The organism is Propionivibrio dicarboxylicus, assembly GCF_900099695.1.
GTDB classification, from domain to species: Bacteria; Pseudomonadota; Gammaproteobacteria; order Burkholderiales; family Rhodocyclaceae; genus Propionivibrio; species Propionivibrio dicarboxylicus.
Genome location: NZ_FNCY01000001.1, coordinates 659,730 through 681,167 on the forward strand (window position 1 = coordinate 659,730; position 21,438 = coordinate 681,167).

General features: G+C 66.1%; 16 protein-coding genes. 4 read left to right on the plus strand and 12 right to left on the minus strand.

Features of this window, described 5'->3' with window-relative positions:
• Nucleotides 1-136: 136 nt before the first annotated feature.
• From BLR25_RS03255 to BLR25_RS03275, 5 genes are all read right to left on the minus strand, one after another.
• On the minus strand, nt 137-1,120 hold the full coding sequence (locus BLR25_RS03255; RefSeq protein ID WP_091933261.1) for an ABC transporter ATP-binding protein: 984 nt from the start codon (nt 1,118-1,120) through the stop codon (nt 137-139).
• Nucleotides 1,117-2,130 carry an ABC transporter ATP-binding protein gene (locus BLR25_RS03260; RefSeq protein ID WP_091933264.1) on the minus strand — a complete coding sequence of 338 codons (1,014 nt, stop codon included), beginning with the start codon at nt 2,128-2,130 and terminating at the stop codon, nt 1,117-1,119. Before BLR25_RS03260 ends, BLR25_RS03255 begins: the two co-directional genes overlap by 4 nt.
• Complete coding sequence (locus BLR25_RS03265; RefSeq protein WP_091933268.1) at nt 2,127-3,014, minus strand: ABC transporter permease; 888 nt, start codon at nt 3,012-3,014, stop codon at nt 2,127-2,129. The genes BLR25_RS03260 and BLR25_RS03265 overlap by 4 nt, the downstream gene beginning before the upstream one ends.
• A 17-nt stretch (nt 3,015-3,031) precedes the next feature.
• Nucleotides 3,032-3,970: an ABC transporter permease gene (locus BLR25_RS03270; protein WP_091933272.1), complete on the minus strand. Its 939-nt coding sequence runs from the start codon at nt 3,968-3,970 to the stop codon at nt 3,032-3,034.
• 73 nt (nt 3,971-4,043) lie between these two features.
• Complete coding sequence (locus BLR25_RS03275; RefSeq protein WP_091933275.1) at nt 4,044-5,615, minus strand: ABC transporter substrate-binding protein; 1,572 nt, start codon at nt 5,613-5,615, stop codon at nt 4,044-4,046.
• 347 nt (nt 5,616-5,962) lie between these two features.
• Here BLR25_RS03275 and BLR25_RS03280 point away from each other — a divergent pair, with 347 nt between their 5' ends.
• Both BLR25_RS03280 and BLR25_RS03285 read left to right on the plus strand, forming a co-directional pair.
• Nucleotides 5,963-7,456: a pyridoxal-phosphate dependent enzyme gene (locus BLR25_RS03280; RefSeq protein WP_091933279.1), complete on the plus strand. Its 1,494-nt coding sequence runs from the start codon at nt 5,963-5,965 to the stop codon at nt 7,454-7,456.
• The gene (locus tag BLR25_RS03285) at nt 7,453-8,742 is read left to right on the plus strand and encodes a pyridoxal-phosphate dependent enzyme (RefSeq protein ID WP_091933282.1); all 1,290 of its coding nucleotides are present in this window, start codon (nt 7,453-7,455) and stop codon (nt 8,740-8,742) included. Before BLR25_RS03280 ends, BLR25_RS03285 begins: the two co-directional genes overlap by 4 nt.
• Here the strand turns inward: BLR25_RS03285 and BLR25_RS03290 are convergent.
• The 7 genes from BLR25_RS03290 to xdh all read right to left on the minus strand — a co-directional run bounded on the left by BLR25_RS03290 (nt 8,717) and on the right by xdh (nt 17,724).
• Entirely contained in the window at nt 8,717-9,337 is a 621-nt protein-coding gene (locus BLR25_RS03290) for a nucleotidyltransferase family protein (protein WP_245715455.1), read from the minus strand. The two genes, BLR25_RS03285 and BLR25_RS03290, sit on opposite strands and share 26 nt — an antisense overlap.
• A gap of 18 nt (nt 9,338-9,355) precedes the next feature.
• Nucleotides 9,356-10,192 (minus strand): selenium-dependent molybdenum cofactor biosynthesis protein YqeB, encoded by an 837-nt coding sequence (gene yqeB / locus BLR25_RS03295; protein WP_091933289.1) that lies wholly within the window; start codon nt 10,190-10,192, stop codon nt 9,356-9,358.
• Entirely contained in the window at nt 10,189-11,043 is an 855-nt protein-coding gene (yqeC, locus tag BLR25_RS03300; protein ID WP_091933292.1) for a selenium cofactor biosynthesis protein YqeC, read from the minus strand. Before yqeC ends, yqeB begins: the two co-directional genes overlap by 4 nt.
• Nucleotides 11,043-12,116 (minus strand): XdhC family protein, encoded by a 1,074-nt coding sequence (locus tag BLR25_RS03305; RefSeq protein WP_091933295.1) that lies wholly within the window; start codon nt 12,114-12,116, stop codon nt 11,043-11,045. Before BLR25_RS03305 ends, yqeC begins: the two co-directional genes overlap by 1 nt.
• Before the next feature lie 74 nt (nt 12,117-12,190).
• The gene (locus tag BLR25_RS03310; protein ID WP_091933298.1) at nt 12,191-13,678 is read right to left on the minus strand and encodes a nucleobase:cation symporter-2 family protein; all 1,488 of its coding nucleotides are present in this window, start codon (nt 13,676-13,678) and stop codon (nt 12,191-12,193) included.
• 219 nt (nt 13,679-13,897) lie between these two features.
• Nucleotides 13,898-15,091: an amidohydrolase family protein gene (locus BLR25_RS03315; RefSeq protein ID WP_091933301.1), complete on the minus strand. Its 1,194-nt coding sequence runs from the start codon at nt 15,089-15,091 to the stop codon at nt 13,898-13,900.
• Nucleotides 15,082-17,724 carry a selenium-dependent xanthine dehydrogenase gene (gene xdh / locus BLR25_RS03320; RefSeq protein WP_091933304.1) on the minus strand — a complete coding sequence of 881 codons (2,643 nt, stop codon included), beginning with the start codon at nt 17,722-17,724 and terminating at the stop codon, nt 15,082-15,084. The genes BLR25_RS03315 and xdh overlap by 10 nt, the downstream gene beginning before the upstream one ends.
• A gap of 236 nt (nt 17,725-17,960) precedes the next feature.
• Between xdh and BLR25_RS03325 the strand changes: the two genes are divergently transcribed.
• Both BLR25_RS03325 and hydA read left to right on the plus strand, forming a co-directional pair.
• Nucleotides 17,961-20,024 carry a glutamate synthase gene (locus BLR25_RS03325; protein ID WP_091933307.1) on the plus strand — a complete coding sequence of 688 codons (2,064 nt, stop codon included), beginning with the start codon at nt 17,961-17,963 and terminating at the stop codon, nt 20,022-20,024.
• Nucleotides 20,009-21,403, plus strand: coding sequence for a dihydropyrimidinase (gene hydA / locus BLR25_RS03330; RefSeq protein WP_091933310.1), 1,395 nt, complete (start codon nt 20,009-20,011; stop codon nt 21,401-21,403). Before BLR25_RS03325 ends, hydA begins: the two co-directional genes overlap by 16 nt.
• The last annotated feature ends 35 nt before the right edge of the window (nt 21,404-21,438 follow it).

The window sequence follows — 21,438 nt, forward strand, 5'->3', positions numbered from 1 at the left end:
CCCGGGATGTCGGCGCGGTCCGACCGTTCATGATGATCGATTTACTTTAAAACTAATATTTCATCCTTGTCAAATTTAAAACGATTGTTCCAGTGATCGCATGCTCTGTCCGAAGGGCCGCGGCCGCCTGGCGTCATCAGGCGGATGTTTCGGCGAAATGGCAGGAGACCTGATGCCGGTTGCCGTGCGCGACGAGTTGCGGCGCACGTTCGGCGCATTCGGGGCGGGCCTGCGGACAGCGCGTGCGGAAGGTGCAGCCCGAGGGCGGATGCGCCGGACTCGGCAGGTCGCCCTTGAGCAGGATGCGGTTCTGACGCGCGGCCGGCGAAATCTTCGGCACGGCCGACAGCAGCGCACGCGTATACGGATGCAACGGACGGGTGAACAAGCTGTCGACCGGGCCGATCTCGACGATGCGGCCGAGGTACATGACGGCGACGCGGTGGCTGATGTGGCGGACGACGGCGAGGTCGTGCGCGACGAAGATATAGGAGAGGCCGAGGTCGGCCTGCAGGTCTTCGAGCAGGTTGATGACCTGCGCCTGGATCGAGACGTCGAGCGCCGACACCGGTTCGTCGAGGACGATCAGCCGAGGGTTCAGCGCCAGGGCGCGGGCGATGCCGAGGCGCTGGCGTTGCCCGCCGGAAAACTCGTGCGGGTATTTTTTCAAGGCGTCGGTGTTGAGGCCGACGCGGGCGAAGAGGTCGGCGACGCGCTGTTCGCCGTCGCGGCTGTCCCAGCCGAAATTGCGCAGCGGTTCGGCGACGATTTCGCCGGCGCGCAGGCGCGGGTTGAGCGAGGCGTAGGGGTCCTGGAAAACGATCTGCAGTTCGCGCCGGTAGGGGCGAAAGGCGGCCGGCGAGAGCGTTGCGATATCGGCGCCGTCGAACAGGATCTGGCCGGCCGTCGGTTCGATCAGCCGCAGCAGCGTTTTCGCCGCCGTCGATTTGCCGCAGCCGGATTCGCCGACGAGGCCGAGCGTCTCGCCGGCGCCGAGTGTGAACGAAATGCCGTCGAGGGCTTTCACCGGCGGACTGTCGCGCCAGAACGTGCGGGTCGGGTAATGCTTGACGAGGTCGCGCACATCGAGCAGCGGACGGGGAAAGGCGACGACGCTCATGCGGCGGTTCCTGGCAGGGGTTCGTGGGCGCGGAAGCAGGCGGCGAAATGGTCCGCGTGTTCGCCGGAGGTGGGGGCGAGCGCCGGGATCGTCTGCCGGCAACGCTCGTCGGCGAGGGCGCAACGCGGCGCGAAACGGCAGCCGACGGCCGCCTGTTTCAGCGAAGGCACCATGCCCGGGATTTCGGCGAGACGGCGATGGCGGGCGTCGCCGGGCGTGTCGAGTTCGGGCATCGCGGCGAGCAGGCCGCGCGTGTAAGGGTGGCTGGGGCGGGCAAAGAGCGCGTCGACGCGGGCTTCCTCGACCTTGGTGCCGGCGTACATGACGACGACGCGGTCGCAGCATTCGGCGACGACGCCGAGATCGTGGGTGATCAGCACGATCGCCGTCCCCATTTCGCGACGCAGCCGGGCAAGGAGTTCCATGATCTGTGCCTGGATCGTCACGTCGAGCGCGGTGGTCGGCTCGTCGGCGATCAGCACGGCCGGATTGCAGGCGAGCGCCAGCGCGATCATCGCCCGCTGGCGCATGCCGCCGGAGAACTGATGCGGGTAGTCGGCCAGGCGGCGGACCGGGTCGGGAATGCCGACGAGGTCGAGCATCTCGCCGGCGCGCGTCCAGGCGGCACGTTTGGACAGCTTCTGGTGCAGGATCAGCACTTCGGCAATCTGTTCGCCGATCGTCAGCACCGGATTGAGCGAGGTCATCGGGTCCTGGAAAATCATCGAGATGGCATTGCCGCGCAGCGCCCGCATCCGCGCTTCGCTGGCGGTGAGCAGGTCTTCGCCGCGAAAGCGGATGGCGCCGCTGGCGAACATCGCCGGCGGTCCGGGCAGGAGGCGCAGGATCGACATCGCCGTGACGCTCTTGCCGCAGCCGGATTCGCCGACGATGCCGAGCATTTCGCCGGCATTCAGCTGCCAGGAGACGCCGTCGACGGCGCGGACGATGCCGTCGGGACTGGCGAAGGCGATGCGCAGGTCGTCGATCTCGAGAATCGGAGCACTCACAGTTTTCTCCCGATGCGCGGGTCGAGCAGGTCGCGCAGGCCGTCGCCGACGAGGTTGACGGCGAGCACGGTGAGGCCGAGGAAGATGCCCGGATACAGAATGATGCCGAAAGCGAGCTGAACGACCGAGCGGCCCTCGGCCATCATGTTGCCCCAACTCGGGACCTCGGGCGGCGTCCCGGCGCCGAGGAAGGAGAGGTAGGCCTCGAAAATCATCGCCGAGGCCCAGATGAAGCTCGCTTGCACGATCAGCGGCGTCAGCAGGTTGGGAATGACGTGGCGGAGCAGGATCATCGGCAGCCGCGTTCCCATCGCGCGGGCGGCCTCGATGTAAGGCTGCTCGCGGATCGTCAGCACGAGCGAGCGGACGAGGCGGACGACGCGCGGGATCTCGGGCATGGCGATGGCGATGACGACGGTGGCGATGCTGGCGCGGATCAGCGTCATCAGCGCGACGGCGAGCAGGATGCCGGGAATCGCCATCATGCCGTCCATGATGCGCATGATGATGCGGTCGGCGACGCGGTTGAAGCCGGCGACGGTGCCGATGCCGAGTCCGACCAGCGCCGAGAAGAGCGCGACCGAGACGCCGACGAGCAGCGAGACGCGTGCGCCGTAGAGGGTGCGCGAGAGGATGTCGCGGCCGAGCGCGTCGGTGCCGAGCAGGTAGTCGGCCGAGGGCGGTTTCAGGCGCTGCAGCACGTTCATTTCGGTCGGGTCGTGCGGCGCCAGCCAGGGTGCCAGCAGCGCCAACAGCACCATCGTCGCGAGCAGCGCGGCGCCGGCGACAAGCACCGGATGGCGCCGGGCGAAGACAAGAATACGAGGCTGCCGGCGCTGTCGTTCGAGCCGGGCTTCGAGGGCGGCGATCATCGGGCTGTCCATGGGCGGCGGTCTCCGGTTCAGTAGCGGATGCGCGGATCGAACAGACCGTAGAGCAGGTCGGTGATCAGGTTGATGAGAACGTAGGCCGTTGCCGTCACCAGCACGATGCCCTGGATCACCGGGTAGTCGCGGCGCAGGATCGAGTCGACGGTGAGGCGGCCGATGCCGGGGATGGCGAAGACGCTCTCGGTGACGATGACGCCGGAAAGCAGCATGGCGATGCCGAGACCGATGGTCGTGACGATCGGCACCGCGGCGTTCTTGAGCGCGTGGCGCAGCAACAGGCGCTGCGACGAGAGGCCCTTGGCGCGGGCGGTGCGGATGTAGTCCTGGGCAAGCACTTCCAGCATCGTCGAGCGCGTCATCCGCGCCAGCAAGGCCATGTAGATCAGCCCGCCGCTGATGACCGGCAGGGCGAGGTGGCGGATGAAGGGAACGAACCCGTCCGAGAGGCTCTTGAAGCCCTGCACCGGGAACCAGTCGAGCTGGGTCGAGAAACCATAGACCAAGCCATAACCGATGACGAACACCGGTAGCGAGAAGGCCGCGACGGCGAGTCCGGAGACGGCGCGATCGACCCAGGTGCCGGCTTTCCAGGCAGCGATGATGCCCATCGGCACGGCGAAGACGACGGCGAAGGCCATGGTCAGCGCCGAAATCCACAAGGTCGGCTCGACGCGCTGGCGGATCATCTCGGCGACCGGCATGCCGGTGAACACCGAGGTGCCGAGATCGCCGCGCAGGATCTGGCCGATCCAGCCGACGAACTGCTCGACCACCGGCCGGTTGAGACCGAGCGTCTGGCGGATGTGTTCGATGTCCTCGGCGCTCGCCGTGTCGCCGGCGATGATGACAGCGGGATCGCCGGGGGCGAGGCGCAGGAGCAGGAAGACAATGACGGCGACGACGGCCAATACCGGGATGACGGCGAGCAGGCGTCTGAGCAGATAGTTCATGATGACGGGAGGATAACCGGGCCGGTCGGCGTGAAGGCAGGAGTGATGACAGAAGCGCCGGCCCGGCGGGGTTTTACTTCTTCTCGATATTCCACATCACCGGCACGCCGACGCTGAGCACGCCGGTGAGATTCGTGCGATAGGCCATCGGCTGGAAGAACTGGCCGAAGTTCACATAGGGCACGACCTCGTACATGCGCGCCTGCAACTCGTCGGTGATCTTCTTGCGCTTGGCGGCGTCGCCTTCGGCCACCCAGGCGGCGCGCAATTGCTCAAGCTTGGCGTCGCACGGCCAGCCCGACGGCGCCTTTTCACAGTTGGCCTGGGCGTAGGCGTTGACCGCCGGCGAGAAGACGTCGGTGCCGACCGAATAAGTGTGGAAGATATGCCAGCCATCTTTCTTGGCGCGGCGGGCGAGCAGCGTGCTCCAGTCCATCGCCTGCGCATCGACGTTGACGCCGGCCTTCTTGAGGTTCTGCACCGTGACCATGGCGGCGGCGGCCTGCACCGGCGGCTCCGAGGGCGTCAGCACGACGATCTTCTCGCCCTTGTAGCCGGCTTCCTGCAGGAGTTTCTTGGCCTTTTCGATATCCTTGCCACCGGCATACGGCGCCGAGCCTGCGAACGATTCGTTGACGCTGCCGCACATGAAGTAGGCCATGCAGGGCTTGTGCCGGTAGGCTTCCGGGAAGCCGGCGGCGGCCATGTATTCGCCCTGATTGACGAGGTAGTAAAGCGCTTGCCGGGCTTTCGGATTGTCGAAGGGCGCCGCCAGATGGTTCGGACGCAGCCAGCCCTGGTCGCCGAGCGGGTCGGTGGCGAGCTTGATCGAGGCATCGGCGGAAAGCACCGGGATGAAGTCGGCCGGCGGCAGTTCGTAGATATCCATCTCGCCCTTCTTGAAGGCGGCGAGCGCGGTGTTCTGGTCGGGGATGTAGTTCCATTCGACGCGGTCGACCTTGACGAGCTTGCCGCCGGCGAGTCCGTCGGCCGGCTCCTTGCGCGGCACGTAATTCGGATTCTTGATGTAGACGACCTTGCTGCCCGGCACCCACTCGTCGCGCTTGAAGATGAAGGGACCGGAGCCGACGGTGTCCTTGATCTGCTCGTTCGGGTCGGTCGCGGCGATGCGCTCGGGCATCATGAAGGGGACGTTCGACGAGGGCTTGCCGAGCATTTCGAGCACGGGGCCGAAGGCCGACTTGAGCACGATCGTGAAGTTGGCGGCGTCGCTCGCCTTGATCTCGCCGACCGCGGCGAAGAGCAGCCGGCCCGAGACGTCGCGGGCGCCCCAGCGCTTGAGCGAGGCGACGCAGTCGGCGGCGGTGACCGGCGTGCCGTCGCTCCACTTGAGTCCGTCGCGCAGCTTGAAGCTCCAGGTCTTCTTGTCGGCCGAGACTTTCCAGCTATCGACCATCTGCGGCTTGATGATGCCCTTCGCATTTTGCGCGAACAGCGTATCGTAGATCATGTAGCCGTGGTTGCGGGTGATGTAGGAGGGGTTCTGGATCGGGTCGAGGATCTTCAGATCGCCCTGCGGGATCATGTGCAGGGTGCTGGCAAAACCGGCCTGGGCGGCGAGGGCGGCAAGCGAAAAAAAGGCGGCGGCAAGCGGGCGGGCGCGGAACGGGAGGGGCAGGCGCATGGCGATCTCCAGAGGAGAAAAAGGGGAAAAATTCGGTCTGTCTTCCAGACCGTCGAAAACACTGTAAAATGAAATTTTCAACGATGTCAAACGTAAAAAATTCGTTCCAAAGTGGTGCAAAAACGAATAACCACGCACCAATTATGGGCAATCTAATGCGATGATTCGTTGGTGGAAAATGCCGGTCAATGGGGTTTTGCACCGAGCTGGGGCGTGACGCTCCGGTCGGTCGACAAATACCGTTCCGGCGCGCTTGTGAACAGTGGTCGGGAGGCGTCTCCGACCGAAGCACATTTTCATCGTCGTTTAACGGCGGCGCTGGCCGCATTTTGTGAAGGAAGGCTGCAATGGCACGTCTGGGACTGGAACGCACCGTGGTCGACACCGCGGTTTATGAAAATACGATCGCCCGCTTCAAGGAAGCCGGCGTGCTGCTGCCGACGATCGGCCAGCTCAAGGACCCGTCCACGATCCCGGCGAGCATCCGGGAAAAACTGAAGGACGTCAGCCCGGACAGCCCGCATCCGCTCAACCTCTTTCGCGTGCACTGGTTCAACGACGGCGCGCGCACCGGCCTCACCGACGTGCCCGAGCACATCGAGCTGCCGCCGGCGCTGACCGGCGTCAAGGCGCGCATCGTGCTGGCGCTCGGCAACCGCTTCCCGATGATCAATGCGCACAAGGTGCTGGCCGCCTACGGCTGCCTGGTGCCGCGCCTCGTCACCGGCCAGTTCGATCCGACCAAGCACCGCGCCGTCTGGCCCTCGACCGGCAACTACTGTCGCGGCGGCGTCGCCATCTCGCGCATCCTCGGTTGCCGCGGCACGGCCGTGCTGCCCGAGAACATGAGCAAGGAGCGCTTCGACTGGCTCGACAAATGGGTCAGCGATCCGTCCGACATCGTCCGTACGCCGGGCTCGGAGAGCAACGTCAAGGAAATCTACGACACCTGCGCCGAGCTCGATCGCGATCCGGCCAACATCATCTTCAACCAGTTCTGCGAGTTCGGGAATTACCTGATCCACCGCAACTGCACCGGCGCCGCGCTGGAAACGCTGTACACATCGCTGACCCAGGGCAAGCCGGGCGCCAAGCTCGCCGCCTACGTGTCGGCCTCGGGTTCGGGCGGTACGCTGGCGGCTGGCGATCATCTCAAGGAAAAATTCGGCGCACGCATCGTCGCCGTCGAAGCGGCCGAATGCCCGACGCTGCTCAACAACGGTTTCGGCGAGCACAACATCCAGGGTATCGGCGACAAGCACGTGCCTTATATCCACAACGTCATGAACACCGACATGATCGCCGCGGTCAGCGATCAGCACTCCGACCAGCTGATGGTGCTCTTCAATACCCCGGAAGGGCGCAAGTATCTGGTCGAGCGGCGCGGCGTCGATGCCGCTCTCGTCGAGCGCCTGTCCAATTTCGGTTTGTCCTCGCTCTGCAACATGCTGGCGGCAATCAAGACGGCGCGCTACTACGGTCTCGGTGAGGATGACGTGATCATCACCGTCGCGACCGACGGCGCGGCGATGTACGGCAGCGAGATCGACAAGGCGATCGGGCGCTATTTCGGCGGCCGCTTCGACGCGGTCAACGCCGGCGAGTGCTGGGGCCAGTCGCTGGCGGCGACGACCACCGACCACCTGCTCGAACTCACGCATATCGAACGGCAGCGCATCTTCAACCTCGGTTACTTCACCTGGGTCGAGCAGCAGGGCGTGTCGCTCGAGGATTTCACGGCGCGCGCCAGGCAGTCGTTCTGGGATGGCCTGCAGGATCTCGTGCCGGCCTGGGATGCGATGATCGCCGAATTCAACGCGCGGACCGGCGTCAAGGCATGAGCGACGACGGGCAATTCGTCTGTCATGGCTGCGGCGCGCGCGTCGATGCCGCGCTCAGCCTGCCCTTCCGCTGTCCCAATGCCGACGATGGCCGCGATATCGATCACCTGCTGCTACCCGCCGATGCCGATGCTGTAGGCATCGATACGGCGAGCGACGATCCCTTCGTGCGCTATCGCCGCTTCCTCTCGCCGTATCGGCTGGCGCGTCGCGCCGGGCTGTCGGACGAGGCCTGGAGGGATATTGCCGGCCGTCTCGACGCCGCGCTGATCGCCGCCGACGGCACTGGTTTCCGCCTGACGCCCTTGCGCGAGCAGGCGCGGCTGGCGCAAGCGATCGGTTTTTCTGGCCGCCTTTGGGTCAAGGACGAGACCGGCAATGTCGCGGGCTCGCACAAGGCGCGGCATTTGATGGGCGTCATGCTCTACCTGCGCGTCCTCGAGGCTGCGCGGCTGCCGGCCGGCGACGGGCTGTCGTCGCGACGCCTGGCCATCGCTTCCTGCGGCAATGCCGCGCTGGCGGCGGCGGTAATTGCGCGTGCTGCCGAGTGGCCGCTGGATGTTTTCATTCCGCCCGACGCCAGTTCTTCTGTCGTGCGTCGGCTGACCGAACTCGGCGCGACGATCACGCTGTGCGAACGCCGTGCCGGCGAACGCGGCGATCCCTGCTTCCTGCGCTTCCGCGAAGCAGTCACGGCCGGGGCGATTCCGTTTGGTGTGCAGGGGACCGAGAACGGCCTGGCGATCGAGGGCGGGCGCACGCTGGCGCTGGAAATGGCCGAGACTTTCGCGGCGACGGGCGCGCAGCCCGAATCGCTCTATGTCCAGATCGGCGGCGGGGCGCTGGCCAGCGGGCTGGCGCAAGGCTTTGCGCTGGCGGCACGCCAGGGCCTGGTGGCGGCCGTGCCGCGCCTGATGGCTGTCCAGACCGCTGCCTGTGCGCCGCTGGCGCGTGCCTGGGCGCAACTGTCCGGCGGCGATCCTAAATCGGCGGCGCAACGGCGCTCACAGTTCATGTGGGCCTGGGAAAATGCGCCGAGCAGTATCGCCAGCGGCATTCTCGACGACGAGACTTATGACTGGTTCGAGATCGTCTCGGCGATGCGCGCGTCCGGCGGGGCGCCGGTGGTAGCGGTCGAAGCTGTGTTGCAGCGCGCCCATGAGGTCGGTGTGGCGACGACCGGCATCCGCGCATCGGCAACGGGGACAGCCGGGCTGGCCGGCCTGATTGTGGCGCCACCGGCCAGTGGCGATGCCGCTATCATTTTTTCCGGGATTGAGCGCTAGTCTGTTGGCGTAAGGCGGCGAGATCGTCGGCGGTGTCGAGGTCGAGCCAGGTGCCGGCATCAGCAACCGGCACCGGCGTGATTGCCGCTGCGTATCGCTGCAGCAGCGCGCGGGCACCGGCATCGCCGCCGAGCGCCGTCAGTTCGTCAAGAAACTGTCGCGAAAAGCCGACCGGATGGCCGCGCCGGTCGCCGGCAACCGGCAGCGCGATGGCGGCGCCGGCGCGCAATGCGTCGGCCACGCGCCGGATGTCGTCGGTGGCGACGAGCGGCATGTCGGCGAGCGCAATCAGCCAGCCGTCCGCGTCGGGTGCCTGCCGCACACCGAAAGAGAGACTGGCGCCCATGCCCTCGTGCGCCGTGGGGCAGGGCCGAACTTCGGCCCCTGCTTGCGTGAGCCGTTTGGCCAGCGCGTCGTCGCCGGGGCGAACGACGGCAATCATCCGGTCGACGGCAGGGGCGAGACGCGCGGCCGACAGCTCGGCGACGCACTGCCCGTCGGCCACTTCGGCGAGCAGCTTGTCGCCGCCGAAACGACGGCCGGCGCCGGCTGCGAGAAGGATGCCGACGATCATGCGGGGTCCGATCTCAGCCACGAATCTCCGTCGCCAATCTCAGGCACCGACGCGGCCCGCCAGCATGAGCACGGCTTCGAGCACGCCGCCGCCGAGCGCGCGCGCCTTGTCCGAAATCGTGTGGCAATGCTCGCGAACGCAGCGTGGGTCGACGTCGGCGACCTTGAGCCCGGCGTGGGCCGGATAGCCCGGCCGGATGAGGCCGCGAACCGTGCCCTGGAGCGCCGAGCGGACGAGTACGCGGCCGGCCTCACCGACGACGGCGAGGACCGCCTGGTCGGCCTCGATCTGATCGCCGATCTGCGTCAGGTTTTCGATGACACCGGCGACCGGCGCGTAGAGCACGCGCTCGCGACCGGCGCCGGCGATGATGCCGGGCACGCCGGTGTTCGGTTCCGCCTGGCCGCTCAGCAGGATGCGGCCGAGATGATGGCCGCGATTGGTTTCGATCACCGCGTCGGCGTCGACACCGGCCTCGAAGCCGGGGCCGAGCGCGACGACGATCGGTGCCATGCCCCGGCGCGTGCCGAGGTTGCGCTTGGCGATGATGGCGTCGACGAGCGCCAGGGGCTTGATTGCCGCCAGCGACTCGGCCTTCGGGTCGGCGAGCAGCGGCACCGGGCCGGACGGGCCGGCGCTGGCGAGCAGGGCCAGCGCGGCGTCGACTGTGTCGACGCGGATCGCTTCGATGTCCTCGACTTGCGCGCGTCCTTCGTACATCGCTTCGGAGAGGCAGACGGTGCGCCGGATGGCACTCGGCGTCGGCGATTCGAGCGCGACGACACGAAAACCGGCGTGCACGAGCCGGGCGATGACGCCGGTGGCGAGGTCGCCGGCGCCGCGCACGACGATCGTGTGTTGATTGAGAAGCTTCATGAAGCGAGGTCTCCGGGGAAATGGCAGCAGACGAGCGGACGCTGGGCATGGACCCGCTGTTCGGGATCGCGTTCGGCGAGCGTCGTGATGACGATCAATTCGGCGCAGCGCGATACCGAGTCCTCGAGCGCGTCGAGCACTTCGGGCAAGGGCAGCGGGCTGCGGTCGGCCTTGTTGAGAACCAGGACGCGCGGCGTTGCCGGCGGCACCTGTTTGAACAGCCCGTCGGGCGCGGTGGCGAGGCGGGCGAGGTGATCGAGTCCGATCGGCGTACCGGGTGGACAGCCAGTAATCTGGCTGAAGTGTTCGGGGCGGTGAACCGTGTCGGTGCCGCAAGCGCGGCCAAGGGCATCAAGCCCGATCAGGCCGAGGACCAGATCGGCCGTCGGTGGCAACACCGGTTCATAGGCGGCCGGCGCCTTGATCGGCTTGCGCTTGGCGCCGTCGGCCTCGACGAGAATGAAGGGCCAGACATGCCGCAGCGTCGTCAGCTGTTCAGGATCGATGCCCTTGAGCTTGCCGGCGTCGGCGGCGTCGCTGCCGGCGAGCACGCAGCGGCGTCCGCGTCCGGCGGCGGTTTTGGGAATCTGCGCCGGGTCGGCGACAGCCGCCGGATCGAGCCAGAGATGGTCGAAGCTTCGGTCCGGTTCGTCGCGCGGGTCGGCGATGTGGGTCGTCGTGGTCATGAGCACGTCATGGCCGTCGGCCGAGAATTCCTCGGCCAGGGCGAACATCGCCGTCGTCTTGCCGCCGCCGCCGACCAGCGCGATGACCTTGCCGGGCGGAGAAGACGGCAACAGAGGGCGCAGGAGGTCGGAGAAACGCATCGAGTTGTGTATCGAACCGCGCATCAGTTCACGGCAGGGGCGGGGCGGCGGGCTTTCCGGGCGTGCTGAAGCGCCGGCAGGATGCGGGCGTTGCGCCGGAAGGCGATCATCTCGGCGACGATGGCGATGGCGAGTTCCTCCGGCGATTCGGCGCCGATGTCGAGGCCGATCGGCGTGCACAGCGCGTCGATCTTTTCCGGGTCGAAGCCGTCCGTGATCGCCTGTTCGATCAGGATGCGCGTCTTGCGCCGACTGCCCATGATCCCGGCATAACGGTAGTCGCGTGTCAGGATGGCGCGCAGGCATTGCAGGTCGAGGTGGTGGCCGCGCGTGACGATGACGACATAGGTGGCGGCGTCGAACGCGAATTCGGCGATCGCCTGTTCGTAGGGCGCGACGACGGTTCGGATCGTCGCGTCGAAGCGGGCGGCGTCGATGATCTCGGGCCGGTCGTCGATGACCGTGACGCGGAAACCGGCGGATGCGGCGGTACGGGCGACGGCCTGGCCAACGTGGCCGCTGCCGAGCAGCAGCAGTTTTTCTTCCGGGAGCAGCGGTTCGTAATAGAGGCCGTTGACGGTGTCGAAGCTTGGTGCGCCGGATTGCAGCGCACGGGCCACGCGTTCCAAGTCGATGCTGCCGGCCGGGCCGCACAGGATGCCGCCCTCGGCATCGATCAGACTGGTTTCGACCGCGTCGAGCGTTTCATTGGGGGTGCCGACCAGGCGCTTGACGAAGACAAGGCGCTTGCCCTGGCCGTGCAGCGCCAGCGCCTGGCGGTAGGGTTCGGGATCGACGGCGGCTTCGATCAGGACGCGGTGGGTGCCGCCGCAGATCATCTCGGTGCTGGCGGTGCCGTCGCCGAGCATCTTGGTTTCGAGCAGCAGGCTGCGGCCGCTTTCGCGGCTTTGCCGACAGGCGTCGAGCGTGCGTGCTTCGCTTTTGCCGCCGCCGATCGTGCCGGTGCGGGTGCCGTCGTAGCCGACCAGCATCTTGGTGCCGGCGTGGCGGGGCGAGGAACCCTTGACGTCGATGATCGTCGCCAGCGTGATGCGCTGGCGACTGTCGGTGATGGCCTTGAAAAGGGTGTGATCCATAGCGGAGCGGTCAGGCGTTGACGGTCGGACCGCTCAGTGTAGCGCGTTCAAGGCGCATCACCGCATGCGCAGGCTCAGTGGGCTCCGTCGGCAGCCTTGGCGGCGGCGACGGTTTCCTTCTGACTGACGCCGTTGCCGTGGTTGAAGAAGCCGTTGAGCGCCACGGCGCTGATCGACGCCAGCAGGATGCCCGAATCGATCAGCGGATGGATGCTGTGCGGCATCCACTGCTTGAAGTTCGGAGCGACCAGCGGAATCATGCCGACCGTGACCGAAACCGCGACGACGAACAGGTTGTTGCGGTTGGCCTGGAAGTCGACGGCGGTCAGAATGCGGATACCGGTCGCGGCGACCATACCGAACATGACGAGACCGGCACCGCCGAGAACGACGGCCGGCAGCGATTCGACCAGCGCCGCCATCTTCGGGAACATGCCGAGGACCAGCATGATGATGCCGCCGGCAACGCAGACGAAGCGGCTGCGGATGCCGGTGACGCCGACGAGGCCGACGTTCTGCGAGAAGCTGGTGTAGGGGAAGGTGTTGAAGATGCCGCCGAGCAGCGTGCCGAGACCGTCGGTGCGCAGGCCGCGCGCGAGGTCGGGCTGGTCGACCGATTTGCCGGTCATCTCGCCGAGCGCGAGGAACATGCCGCTCGATTCGATCATGACGACGATCATGACCAGCGTCATGGTCAGGATCAGGATCGGGTCGAAGGTTGGCATGCCGAACTGGAAGGGCAGCACGATATCGAACCAGCCGGCTTTGGCGACCTTGTCGAAGCTCATGAAGCCGGAGGCCGTGGCGACGACGGCGCCGATGATGATGCCGAGCAGCACCGAGATGTTGGCGACGAAGCCCTTGGCATACTTGGCGATCAGCATGATCGAGACCAGCACCAGCGCCGAGATGGCAACGCCCGAGAGCGGCGCGTACTTCGGATTCGGGATGCTGGCAGCAAGCGCGAGGCCTTTCGGCACTTCCGGCACGGCGCCGGCCATGGCGCGGATCTCGGCCAGCCACTTGGCATGTTCCGGGTTGACGATGCTCGGCGCCGTCGGGCCGACCGGCGTACCGAAGACCCAGCTGATGCCGACCCGCATGAGGCTGAGGCCAATGACCAGGATGATCGTGCCGGTGACGACCGGCGGGAAGAAGCGCAGCATGCGGCTGACATAGGGCGCGATGATGATCGAGATCAGGCCGGCGCCGATGACTGCGCCGAAGATCGCCTGTGCGCCGGCCATGCCGGGCATGGTGCTGGCGATGGCGACCATCGGTCCGACGGCGGCGAAGGTGACGCCCATCATCACCGGCAGGCGGATGCCGAACCACTGCGTCGCGCCCCAGGACTGGATCAGCGTGACGAGGCCGCAGCAGAAGAGGTCGGCCGAGATCAGCATCGCCACCTGTTCGGGCGTGAGTTGCAAGGCGCGGCCGACGATCAACGGCACGGCGATGGCGCCCGCGTACATGACCAACACATGCTGCAGGCCGAGAACGGCGAGCTGACCCATGGGCAGGGTCTGATCGACGGGATGGATGGATGCTGCTTGACTCATGGTTATGTCTCCCTGGACAGAAGATGGATGCGAATTCACCAAAACGGGGATCAATCGACAGCACAATGCACCAGATTGAAACAAATGTTCCTGAATTTGGCGCTTATGAAACTGGTGTTTCCAATCGAGCAACGTTCGTACCAGCCGATCGCGTGGCGCTGATTTTTTTTAGCGTCGATGCGTTTTCGCGTCGGTCGGCTTTTTTATGCTGGCGAGATTCTATTCCGTTTCGGCCATCCGGTGCCACAAGCGTGTGGCTTCTCGTCTGGCATCGGCACCGATGACGTCGACATCGCCGCCGGTGAGCCGCCCGTCGGCGACGACGATGTGGCCGCCGACGATGACATGGCGGACGTCGCCGTCCTGGCGGATGACGAGATCGCCGAGGGCGCCGGGCTGCAGCGGGTCGGCGGTGGCGCCGAAGCGTTCGGCGACAAGCGCATGGCCGCGGTCGAGCCGCGTCGCCACGTCGGCGTCGCCGTGTTGCTTGGACAGACGCAGCAGCGCCGCCTGTTCGACGGCCATGTCGGCATCCCAGCCGTCGCAGCCGAGCGCGACGCGCGGGCTGTGTCGTAGTTGACCGGCATAGCCGACGCGGTTGCCTTCGTTTGAGCGCGGATTGTGGATCAGCCACCAGCCCTGTTCGGCACAGTGCCGGACCTGCGCTTCGTTCAGATGGACGCCGTGGGCGATGATCGAGCCGGGCGGCAGCGCCCCCAACTGTTCGAGGCGTTCGAGCGGGCCCGCATAGCCGCGTGCCTGGGCGTCGGTAAGGTCGGCGGCATCCTCGGCGACATGCACGTGCATGACGGTGCCGAGTTCGCGGGCCAGGTTTCCGGCAGCACGGATCGTTTCGTCGGAAACGGTGAAACTCGCATGCAGGCCGACGAGGCCGCGCCGCAACGGCGAGGCGCCAATGCGGCGACATTCTTCGAGGCCGCGCCGGGCTTCGTCGGCGCCGAAATTGCGCTCGGTGGCGCCGTAGCAGAGTAGCGCGCGGATGCCGAGTTGCTCGCAGGCGTCGGCAATTATTTGCTGCGAACCTTCGATCAGGTTCGGCGACTCGTGGTGGTCGATCAGCGTCGTCGTGCCGGCGAGCAGCGCCTTGGCGACGTAATCGCGCACCGAGGCGGCGAGGGTGTCGGCGTCGAGCGCCCGGTCGAGCTTCCACCAGACGCGCTCGAGGATCTGCACGAAATTTTCGGGCGGCGGCGAAGCGGGCGGCATGCCGTACGGGGCGAGACCACTGTACAGATGGGTGTGGGCGCAGACGGCGCCGGCGAGGATCTCTCCGTCAGGGCAGGCCAGGTGCTGCGCGTCGGCCGGTGCCGTTGCGACGACCAGGCCGTTATCGATGGCGACGACGCGACCGTGGCGATCGGGGCCGATCCGCAGGGCCGGTGCTAGTGCCATTGATCGCGCTCCGCATCGTCGAGATGGCCGACGTCGATCGCCCGCGCGGCCGGCGAATCCCTCATCGGCAGCGACACGTGACGCGTGCCGTCGAAAGCCTCCAGCGCGCCGGCCAATGCGCTCGGCGTCGGCACCAGGCCAAGTTCGCCGATGCCCTTGGCGCCGAACGGGCCTTCGGGTTCGTTCTCTTCGACCAGCGTGATCTTGACCCTGGGCATGTGCTTGGCGCGCAGGATGCCGAGATCGCGCATCGTGTAAGCCACCGGCATGCCGTCCTTGCACGGCAGTTCCTCGGTCAGCGCGTAGCCGAGACCCATGTGGATGGCGCCTTCGAGCTGACCTTCGCACTGTTGCGGATTGATGATGCGGCCGACGTCCTGAGCGGAGTGTACGAAATCGACGGCACCTTCCTCGTTGAGCACGACGACTTGCGAGGCCCAGCCGAAGGTGGTGTGCGTCTTGATCTTGCCGTTCTTGGTCTGGCCGAGCGCCGTCGTGTCGTCGATGATCGTCTCGCCGGCATAGCTGCGCCCGACGAGGTCGGCGAGCGTCTTGCCGGCGTCGAGATCGGCCTTGAGTTTCTGAGCCGCGTCGATGGTGGCGCGGCCGGCGAGCAGCGTGCCGCGCGAGCCGGTCGTGGCGCCGCCGGCCAGTTCGAAGCGGCTGTTGATCTGCGGCCGGAAGACCGAGGGCGGCAGGCCGGTCACTTCGACGGCGAACTGGATGATGATCGTCATCAGCCCCTGCCCCATTTCGGTGAATCCGGAGTAGAGGCCGATGCTGCCGTCGGCTTCGACGACCATCTGGCAGTAGCCGCGTTCGATCGCGCCGTTACCGAGGCCGCAGTTCTTGACGCCGCAAGCGATGCCGACGGCGCGTCCGGCCGCCTTGGCCTCGTAGTAGCTGTCCTTCACCGCCAGCAGCGTGCGTTCGAGGCCGACCGATTTCTCCAGGATCTGGCCGCTGCTGAACATGTCGCCGACGCGGATGCCGTTGCGCCAGCGCATTTCCCAGCCGTCGATGCCGACCTTCTTGGCAAGCAGGTCGAGGCAGCCCTCGATGGCGAAGTTGGTCTGATTGACGCCGAAGCCGCGCATGGCGCCGCAGGGCGGGTTGTTGGTGTAGGCGGCGACCGCCTCGATGTCGATGACGGGAATCCGGTAGGCGCCGCAGGCGTGGCCGCCGGCGCGTTCGAGCACCTTGCCGCCGACCGAGGCATAGGCGCCGGAATCGCCGAGCACATAGACGCGCGCGGCGGTCAGCCGGCCTTCGGCGTCGCAGCCGACGGTGTAATCCATCGTCATCGGATGGCGCTTCGGATGCATGCGTACCGATTCCTCGCGGGTCAGTTCGATGCGTACCGGCCGGCCGATCAGGCGGGCGAGTAGCGCCGTCTGCGCCTGCACCGTCATGTCTTCCTTGCCGCCGAAGGCGCCGCCGTTCGGCACCAACTCGACATAGACATTCGCTTCGGGCTCGCCGAGCACCGAGGCGACCTGGTGGCGGTCCTCGAAAATGCCCTGGCCCTGCGTGTAGAGATGAATGCGGCCGTCATCGAGCGGCATGGCCAGCGCCGCTTCCGGTTCTAGGAACATGTGCTCGACGCGCTGGGTGCGCCAGGTGCCGCTGACGACATGGGTCGAGGTGGCGAGCGCGGCATCGACGTCGCCACGCTGGAGGATCGAGCGCGACAGCACGTTGTCATGCTTTGGATTGACCTGCGGCGCGCCCGGCTTGATCGCTTCGGCCGGATCGAGCACCGGCGGCAGCGGCGCGTACTCGACCTCGACGAGTTTGGCGGCGGCACGGGCGATCTGCGGTGTTTCGGCGGCGACCGCGGCGAGCACGTCGCCGACGTAGCGGACTTCCTCGCCCTCGGCGACGAAGCAGGGCCAGTCCTTGTAGATCAGGCCGACCCAGCGGTCGCCGGGCACATCCTTGGCCGTGGCGACGCGGATGACGCCGGGCAGCGCTGCCGCCTTGCTGGTATCGATCGAGATGACGCGTGCGCGCGCATGCGGCGACAGCGTCAATGCGCCGTGCAGCAGACCGGGAACATCGAGGTCGGCGACGAAGGGTCGCTGGCCGAGCGCCAGCGCCATGCCCTGATAACGGCCGAGCGGATCGCCGACACGGCCCTGTTCGGTGGGGGCGTCGAGCGGCTGGCCGCCGTGCTTGGCGGCGTAGATGAGTTCGACCGCGTCGATGATCTTGACATAGCCGGTGCAGCGGCAGACGTGACCGTTCAGCGCTTCGGCGATCTCCTGGCGCGACATCGGCCGGGCGCGATCGGTCAGCCACTTGATGCGCAGCACGAGGCCGGGCGTGCAGAAGCCGCATTGCATGCCGGCGGCCTTCTGGAAAGCCTGGGCGTACAGCGCCCGCTCCTCCTCGCTGACGCCTTCGAGCGTCAGGATTTTCTTGCCCTCGATCTTGCCCATCGCCAGACTGCAGGAGGTACGCGGCACGCCGTCGATCAGCGCGAGACACGCACCACATTGGCCCTGCGGGGCGCAGGCGCTCTTGACCGAGATGATCTTGAACTGCGTGCGCAGGATCTCGAGCAACGATTGCGTCGGCTCGGCCTCGGCTTCGACCGGGGTGCCGTTGAGCGTGAAGTGGTACAGGGTCATGTGCGTTTGCCTTTGCGTGGGTCTAGCGGATGTGCCGGTTCAACGGCTTGCAAATTCCGGGCCATGTGAAACAATGGTTTCAAAATATCCGTATTGTGATATGTTAATTTCAATCTTTCAATCCAAGCGAATGACAGACTGAGCGAACGCAGCAACCCTGGCATGCATGTTGCTGGAGAAGCTGCGTTGTTTTTGCGTCATTACCGTGAGCAATTCTGTTTCCTGGCGAATGAGATATGGCCGACCTGACTCCGATTCCGTTTGACATCCTTGCCACGCGTCTGTTCTCAGATCTGGCCGCCGGCAAGGGCGCCCTCGATCTGCCGAACCATCTATTTTATTCCGGCCGCAGCGATCTTGACCTGTCAATGTCGTTTCCGGGTGGTCCGGTGTCCACGCCCTTCGGTCCGGCCGCCGGTCCGCACACGCAACTGGCGCAGAATATCGTGCTTGCCTGGCTGTGCGGCGGGCGCTTCATGGAGCTCAAGACCGTCCAGGTGATGGATGAGCTGAAAATCGTGCGGCCCTGCATCGACATGCAGACCGTCGGCTTCAACGTCGAGTGGTCGCAGGAACTCAAGCTCGATCAGTCGCTCGAGGAGTACGTCAAGGCGTCGATGCTCGTCGAGATGCTGAAGGCGGACGGTCTGGCCGTTGGCCATGCCGAAACGGTGTTCGACATGAGCGTCGGCTACGATCTCGCCGGCATCAGTTCGCCGCCGATCCGTGCCTTCCTCTCCGGGCTGATGGATGCGCGGACGACGGTTGAACGGCTGCGTGCGCAGATTCCCGACGCGCTGGCGCGGTTCCGTGACCTGCCGTTCCGGACCTGTATTTCCGACACGCTGACGCTATCGACCTTCCACGGCTGTCCGCCCGACGAAATCGAGGCGATTGCCAGCTTCCTGCTGCGCGACATGGGGCTCAATGTCGTCGTCAAGCTGAATCCGACGCTGCTCGGTCGCGAGACGCTTTTCGAGATTCTCCACGATCGCCTCGGTTACACCGATCTCATCGTTCCCGATTCGGCCTTCGCCGGCGATCCCTCCTGGGCCGACATGGTCGGCATCATCACGCGGCTCGGCGATCTGGCGGCGCAACAGGGACGCGATTTCGGCGTCAAGTTCTGCAACACGCTGCTGGTCAAGAACTACAAGAGCTTCTTCCCGGCGGTCGAGTCGAACATGTACATGTCCGGCCAGCCGCTGCATTTGCTGGCGATGGCGCTGGTGCGGAAATTCCGTGCCGAATTCGGCGACCGTTATCGCGTCTCGTTCTCGGCCGGCATCAACGAACAGAATTTTGCCGATGCCGTGGCGCTTTCCCTCAAACCGGTGACGGTCTGTTCCGACCTGCTCAAGGCCGGCGGTTACGGTCGTGGCGCCGCGTATCTGACGGCGCTCGAAGCGCGCATGACGGAAACCGGCGCGCATACGCTCGATGAATTCGTCATCAAGGCGTTCGGCCACGGCGAGGCGGCGCTCGACGGACTAGGTCTGCCATCGGTGCGCGTCGACGCCTGCCGGGCGGCGCTGCAAAATGGCGGGGATCTCGCCGCGGCGGCCGGCGAGGCTTTCCCGGCCTGGGTATCGGCCTGCGTGCTGCGCAACACCGACACCTATGTGGTGCGTGCGCTCGACGATCCGCGCTACACCCGCGCCAAGCACGATCCGGCGCCGCTCAAACTCAAGAAGCAGTTGGCGATGTTCGACTGCGTGAACTGCAACAAGTGCATCTCGGTCTGCCCGAACAACGCCAACCTCGTCCTGGCGATCGAACCGGGCACGTATTCGACCGGCCGGCTGGTGCCGTCGGCAGCGGGTTGGTCTGTCGAAACGACCGATCCGATCGAATTCCGCAAGCCCTGGCAGATCGGAAACTTCATCGACGCCTGCAACGAGTGCGGCAACTGTGAGGTGATCTGCCCGGAAAACCGCAGTCCCTGCCTGATCAAGCCGCGCTTTTTCGGCAGCCTGGCCGCCTGGCAGGCGGCACCGACGCGCGATGGTTACGCGCTGGTGCGCGACGGCGAGACGCTGACCATGTTCGCCCGTGTCGAGGGCAAGGAACTACGGCTCGAACATACGCCGGGTGCCAAGCTGCGCTATGTCGGCGAGGGCTTCGATATCCGCGTCGACCTCGACGACCCGCTGGGATCGGTCGAGGGACAGGCCGACGCCGCCGTCGATCTGCGCCAGCTTCGGCTGATGGAATTGCTGCGCCTTGCCGTGATCGATGCCGAGGCCAGCAACTACGTCAAGACCGCCCTGGAAATGGCGGAATCATGCGCGACGTCCTGATTCGCGGTGGCACGCTGGTCACCGCCGACGGTCATCGGCGTGCCGATCTGCTTTGCCATGACGGCCGCATTGCGGCGATTGGCGACAATCTCGTCGCCGATGATGCAGACATCATCGATGCCGGCGGCTGCTTCGTGATGCCCGGCGGCATCGACCCGCACACGCACATGCAGTTGCCGATGATGGGCACGGTGGTCGCCGACGATTTCGGTTCGGGGACGGCGGCCGCGGCCGCCGGCGGCACGACGACGATTCTCGATTTCGTCGGCCCGGAGAAAGGCCAGTCGCCGCTGGAGGCGCTCGCCGTCTGGCAGGGTTGGGCGGCGAAATCGGTGATCGATTACGGCTTTCATATGACCGTGTCGTGGTGGGACGCGCGTTTTGCCGACGAGATGGCGACGCTCGTACGCGCGCACGGCATCAGCAGCTTCAAGTTCTTCCTCGCCTACAAGGGCGGGCTGATGTTGCCCGACGAAGATCTGATCGAAGGATTCCGGCGTTGCCGTGAGTTGGGCGCCTTGCCGCAGGTTCATGCCGAAAACGGTGACCTGATCGCCTACCTGCAGGAAAAATTGTTGGCCGAGGGCCTCACCGCGCCGCTCGGTCACGCGTTGTCGCGCCCGTCGCTGTGCGAGGGCGAGGCGACCGGCCGGGCGATTGCGCTGGCCGAGACCGTCGGCGTGCCGCTCTATGTCGTCCACGTTTCCGCTGCCGAGGCGGTGCAGGCGATTGCCGCCGCGCAGGCGCGCGGCGTGCCGGTGATCGGCGAGACGCTGCCGGGTTTTCTGGCGATCGACGATTCGGTTTATCGCGATCCTGATTTCGACGTTGCCGCCGGTCATGTCATGAGCCCGCCGTATCGCCCGGCCGCGCACCCGCCCGTACTCTGGGCGGGCGTCCAGAACGGCACGCTGAGCACGACGGGGACCGATCACTGCTGCTTCACGAAAGCGCAGAAGCGCTTGGGTCGCGACGCCTTCACCAAGATTCCGAACGGTTGTGGCGGCGTTGAAGAGCGCTTGTCAGTGCTCTGGGATCTCGGTGTCAATGCCGGTCGGATTACGCCCGAGCAGTTTGTCGCGTTGACTGCGACGAACGCAGCGAAGACCTTTGGTCTCTGGCCGCGCAAGGGCGGGCTGGAGATCGGCGGCGATGCCGATGTGATCGTGCTTGATCCGGCGCGCACGAAAACGCTGTCGGCGGTGACGCAGCATCAGCGCACCGATTTTTCCGTCTGGGAAGGGCGCGAGGTTCGCGGTGTCGTCGTCCAGACGCTCGCCCGCGGCGCGCATGTCTGGGCGGATGGCGACCTGCGCGTCGAGGCCGGACACGGACGCTATTGTCATCGCGCACCGACGTCGTCTCCGGCAACGCGCTGAAGAGACTGTCCCATGGCGAATTTTTGCGATCATGG

Excerpts from the sequence above, each read along its gene's own strand:
- BLR25_RS03255 (WP_091933261.1), bottom strand. The coding sequence starts at position 1,120 with ATGAGCGTCGTCGCCTTTCCCCGTCCGCTGCTCGATGTGCGCGACCTC.
- BLR25_RS03270 (WP_091933272.1), bottom strand. The coding sequence starts at position 3,970 with ATGAACTATCTGCTCAGACGCCTGCTCGCCGTCATCCCGGTATTGGCC.
- BLR25_RS03325 (WP_091933307.1), top strand. The coding sequence starts at position 17,961 with ATGGCCGACCTGACTCCGATTCCGTTTGACATCCTTGCCACGCGTCTG.
- BLR25_RS03285 (WP_091933282.1), top strand. The coding sequence starts at position 7,453 with ATGAGCGACGACGGGCAATTCGTCTGTCATGGCTGCGGCGCGCGCGTC.
- BLR25_RS03265 (WP_091933268.1), bottom strand. The coding sequence starts at position 3,014 with ATGGACAGCCCGATGATCGCCGCCCTCGAAGCCCGGCTCGAACGACAG.
- xdh (WP_091933304.1), bottom strand. The coding sequence starts at position 17,724 with ATGACCCTGTACCACTTCACGCTCAACGGCACCCCGGTCGAAGCCGAG.
- BLR25_RS03315 (WP_091933301.1), bottom strand. The coding sequence starts at position 15,091 with ATGGCACTAGCACCGGCCCTGCGGATCGGCCCCGATCGCCACGGTCGC.
- BLR25_RS03310 (WP_091933298.1), bottom strand. The coding sequence starts at position 13,678 with ATGAGTCAAGCAGCATCCATCCATCCCGTCGATCAGACCCTGCCCATG.
- BLR25_RS03305 (WP_091933295.1), bottom strand. The coding sequence starts at position 12,116 with ATGGATCACACCCTTTTCAAGGCCATCACCGACAGTCGCCAGCGCATC.
- BLR25_RS03280 (WP_091933279.1), top strand. The coding sequence starts at position 5,963 with ATGGCACGTCTGGGACTGGAACGCACCGTGGTCGACACCGCGGTTTAT.
- yqeB (WP_091933289.1), bottom strand. The coding sequence starts at position 10,192 with ATGAAGCTTCTCAATCAACACACGATCGTCGTGCGCGGCGCCGGCGAC.
- BLR25_RS03275 (WP_091933275.1), bottom strand. The coding sequence starts at position 5,615 with ATGCGCCTGCCCCTCCCGTTCCGCGCCCGCCCGCTTGCCGCCGCCTTT.
- yqeC (WP_091933292.1), bottom strand. The coding sequence starts at position 11,043 with ATGCGCGGTTCGATACACAACTCGATGCGTTTCTCCGACCTCCTGCGC.
- hydA (WP_091933310.1), top strand. The coding sequence starts at position 20,009 with ATGCGCGACGTCCTGATTCGCGGTGGCACGCTGGTCACCGCCGACGGT.